Origin of the sequence: Corallococcus sp. 4LFB (assembly GCF_046520365.1) — a bacterium.
Classification (GTDB): domain Bacteria; phylum Myxococcota; class Myxococcia; order Myxococcales; family Myxococcaceae; genus Corallococcus; species Corallococcus caeni.
Window position 1 is genome coordinate 1 of the sequence record NZ_JBKGHJ010000695.1, and the last position, 3,392, is coordinate 3,392.

The 3,392-nt window shown below is 70.2% G+C and carries 4 protein-coding genes and 1 pseudogene; all 5 read left to right on the forward strand.

Annotated elements, in window-relative coordinates:
• Positions 1 to 336 (forward strand): annotated as a pseudogene (locus tag ACLEQD_RS39680) (hypothetical protein); the annotation flags it as partial.
• A 64-nt stretch (positions 337 to 400) separates the two neighbouring features.
• A complete protein-coding gene (locus ACLEQD_RS39685; protein ID WP_171422024.1) occupies positions 401 to 1,774 on the forward strand; it encodes a methyl-accepting chemotaxis protein in 1,374 nt (457 codons plus the stop codon).
• A 57-nt stretch (positions 1,775 to 1,831) separates the two neighbouring features.
• Complete coding sequence (locus ACLEQD_RS39690) at positions 1,832 to 2,254, forward strand: chemotaxis protein CheW (protein WP_120578197.1); 423 nt, start codon at positions 1,832 to 1,834, stop codon at positions 2,252 to 2,254.
• 71 nt (positions 2,255 to 2,325) lie between these two features.
• Positions 2,326 to 2,694: a response regulator gene (locus tag ACLEQD_RS39695; protein ID WP_014400067.1), complete on the forward strand. Its 369-nt coding sequence runs from the start codon at positions 2,326 to 2,328 to the stop codon at positions 2,692 to 2,694.
• A 67-nt stretch (positions 2,695 to 2,761) separates the two neighbouring features.
• The coding region (locus tag ACLEQD_RS39700; RefSeq protein ID WP_410391117.1) for an Hpt domain-containing protein at positions 2,762 to 3,392 on the forward strand (631 nt) is incomplete at its 3' end.

A 3,392-nucleotide genomic window follows, 5' to 3' on the forward strand; every position in this document is an offset into this window, starting at 1 on the left:
CTGGCCAGGACCTGGGGCACCTGTGCGCCGCGTCCCGGGTGGGCGCGGAGCTGGAGCTGGACCGGCTGCCCCTGTCACCCGCCGTGCGCGCGCGCTGGGCCCGGAGGGGCCCTGCGGGGCGGGGAGGACTACGAGCTGCTGCTCGCCGTCCCACCTTCACGCAGGCAGGCGTTCGAGCGGGCGTGTGCCCGCGCCGGGCAGGCGGTGACGCGCATTGGCGTGCTCACCCGGGAGCGGACGTGGCGGATTCGCGACGCGGGGGGGCGGCTCCTGACCCCGCCTGCCGGATTCGATCACTTCGCCCGGTCAAGCAAGCAGATCCAGCCGGATGATTGACCCGTACCGGAGAGCAAGGCTAAACCCCTGGGCTGTTTTCCGCCCCTCCCGCTGAAAGCACTCCGTGCGCCGCCCCCTTCGCGACGACCCCTCCTCTGGCCTCACCCCCCGACGCGAGCCCGTGCAGCGACTGCTGCGCGCCGTCGAGGGCCCCAAGGTGGTCCGCGAGCAGTCCCTGCACCGGAAGATCACCACCGGCTACATCCTCCTGGGCCTGCTGCTGGGCACGTGGCTGCTGTGCACGGAGAGCCTCTTCGACGCGTCCTGGGGCCGCTGGGCCTTCATCATCCGCGTGGGCGTGGGCGTGCTCCTCACCTTCGGCGGCGCGGCGTACCTGCCGGCCCTGCTGGCGCGCGTCACCCGCGTGAAGGTGCTCAGCCGCTCCGCCTTCGAGATTTCGCAGGGCGATTTGTCCAAGCCCGTGGCCGCGGAGGTGCACAGCACCCGCGACGAAATCGACGAGCTGACGGGCGCCATCTCCCGCATGCAGGAGAACCTGCGCGAGCTGGTGGGCAAGATTCAAGACACCGCCAAGAGCGTGGCGGACACCGCCATCGACCTTCAGCGCAGCGCGGAGAACGTCAACGGGTCCACGGAGGAGGTGGGCTCGTCCATGGAGAAGATCGCCAGCGGCGCGGAGACCCAGTCCCAGCTGGTGTCCCAGGCCTCCAAGGTCATCACGGAGATGGCCGGCAGCATCCAGCGCACGGCGGCCAGCGCCCTGGACGCGGCCCGCACGTCCGCGGAGACCAGCAGCAGCGCGGAGGACGGCTCCAAGGCGGCGCGGCTCGCGGGCGACAAGGTGAAGAAGGTCTTCAACCGCATCGAGTCCGCCAGCCAGCAGGTGTTCGCCTTCGGCGAGAAGACGCAGGAAATCTCCAAGATCGTCGACGCCATCACCCAGGTGGCGCAGCAGACGAACCTCCTGGCCCTCAACGCCACCATTGAAGCGGCGCGCGCGGGCGAGTACGGCCGCGGCTTCGCGGTGGTGGCGGATGAAGTGCGCAAGCTGGCGGAGAGCGCGGGCCGCTCCGCGGAGCAGATTTCCCGCCTGGCGCGCGACATCTCCGGCCAGTCCACCTCCGTCGTGAGCGCCATGAAGGAAGGCATCGCGGAGCTGGCGGAGGGCCGTGAGGACCTCACCGACATCATGCGCTCCATGGGGGCCATCACCGACACCGCGCGCAAGGGCGCGGAGAAGGTGACGCTCATCTCCGACAGCACCCGCGAGCAGATGAAGGGCAGCGAGGAGATGGTGAAGGCCATCGAGGAGATCAAGCTCGTGGCGAAGAACAACGCCAGCTCCACGGAGGCCATCCAGGCCGTCATCCAGGAGCAGACGGCCGCGGTGTCGCGGATGACGTCGCTGGCGAGCGAGCTGACCAACCTCTCCGTGGAGCTGCAGAGCGTGGTGCGCAGCTTCCGCCTGGGGCCCTGAGCGCCCCGGTCCGTCCCCCCCGCTTCAAGCCGCCTTCCGGTACAAGGGCCTTCTTCCGTGCGGCACGTCATCTTCCGGGTCGAGAAGGAACGCTACGGGTTGCCCTTGTCGGCCGTCCGGGAGGTCGTCGTGCCCCCGGAGCGCTACACGCGGGTGCCCCGGGCCCCGGCCGCCATCACCGGCGTGATGAACCTGCGCGGCCGGGTGGTGACGGTGGTGGAGCTGCGGCAGCTGCTGCACCTGCCAGAAGGTCCCACCCCCCTGTGCCGTGTCGTGCTACTGGACCGGGGTCGCAGGGACTTGGGCCTCCTGGTGACGGACGTGGACGGCATCGAGGCGGTGGAGCGCGTGAGCGCGGCCCCTGGCAAGGCCATGCCCGCGGTTCGCGGCGTTGCCCGCCTGGGCGGTCTGGGAGTGACCGTGCTGGATCCGGAAGGACTTGATGCGGCGGTCGTTGCCTTGTTCACTCCCTCCAAGTGAGTAGCCCCCTTGAAACGGCCGGTGATAGGGTGCGCTCCCTCTAGGCCTGAAACGGAGGCGGAGTTCTTCACATGGCTAAGCGGGTGCTGGTCGTCGACGACGCCATCTTCATGCGCAACATGATCAAGGACATCTTTGCGTCTGGAGGGTTCGAGGTCGTCGGTGAGGCGGCCAACGGCCTGGAGGCCGTGGAGAAGTTCAAGGAGTTGAAGCCGGACCTCACGACGATGGACATCGTGATGCCCTTCAAGAGCGGCATCGAAGCGACGCGGGAAATCATCAAGGCCGACAGCAGCGCGGTCGTCATCATGTGTTCGGCGCTCGGGCAGGAGAGCCTGGTGATGGAGGCCATCGAGGCGGGCGCCTCGGACTTCATCGTCAAGCCGTTCCGGGCGGAGGACGTGCTGGCGGTCGTGAAGAAGGTGCTGGGAGAGGCCTGAAGCGGCGTGAAAGGGGGCCGCGCCCGCCCGGGTCGCGGCCCCGTCCGCCTGAAGGAGGTGCCGGCTCATGACGATGGACATGTCCCGGTACCTGGGCCTCTTCATCTCGGAGGCCACCGAGCACCTGGAGGCGCTCGGGCGGGACCTCGTGGCGCTGGAGCGCGAGGCCACCGCCAGCACCGTGGACTCGATGTTCCGGCACGCCCACTCGGTGAAGGGCATGGCGTCGTCCATGGGCTTCGAGCCCATCGCGATGCTGGCGCACCGGGTGGAGGACCTGGTGGACGCGGTGCGCCAGGACCGCAAGCTCCTGGACCGGGACCTGGTGGACCTGCTGCTCAACGCCGCGGACACGCTCACGGCCCAGGTGCGCGCCGTCGCGTCCAACCGTGAGCCGGAGCCGGCCGGAGGGCTGCTCACGCAGCTGGGCACCCGCGTGGAGGCGCTCACCGGGCATGCCCCCGCCACGACCCGCGTGGCCCAGGTCACCGTGCTCAAGTCCTCGACGCCCGGAGACGGCGAAGAGGGGTCGGGCGGCGGCGAGGGGCCTGACGGAGCCTCGGGTTCGGGGACGCCGGGCGGTGGTTCCGCCGGGCCTGCGTCCGGCGCTGGCGGTCCGGGCAGCGACTCGGGAGCCGGCGCCTCGGGCGCGGGAACTCCGGGCAGCGGGGCGGGAGCCGGTGCGTCGGGCGCGGGAG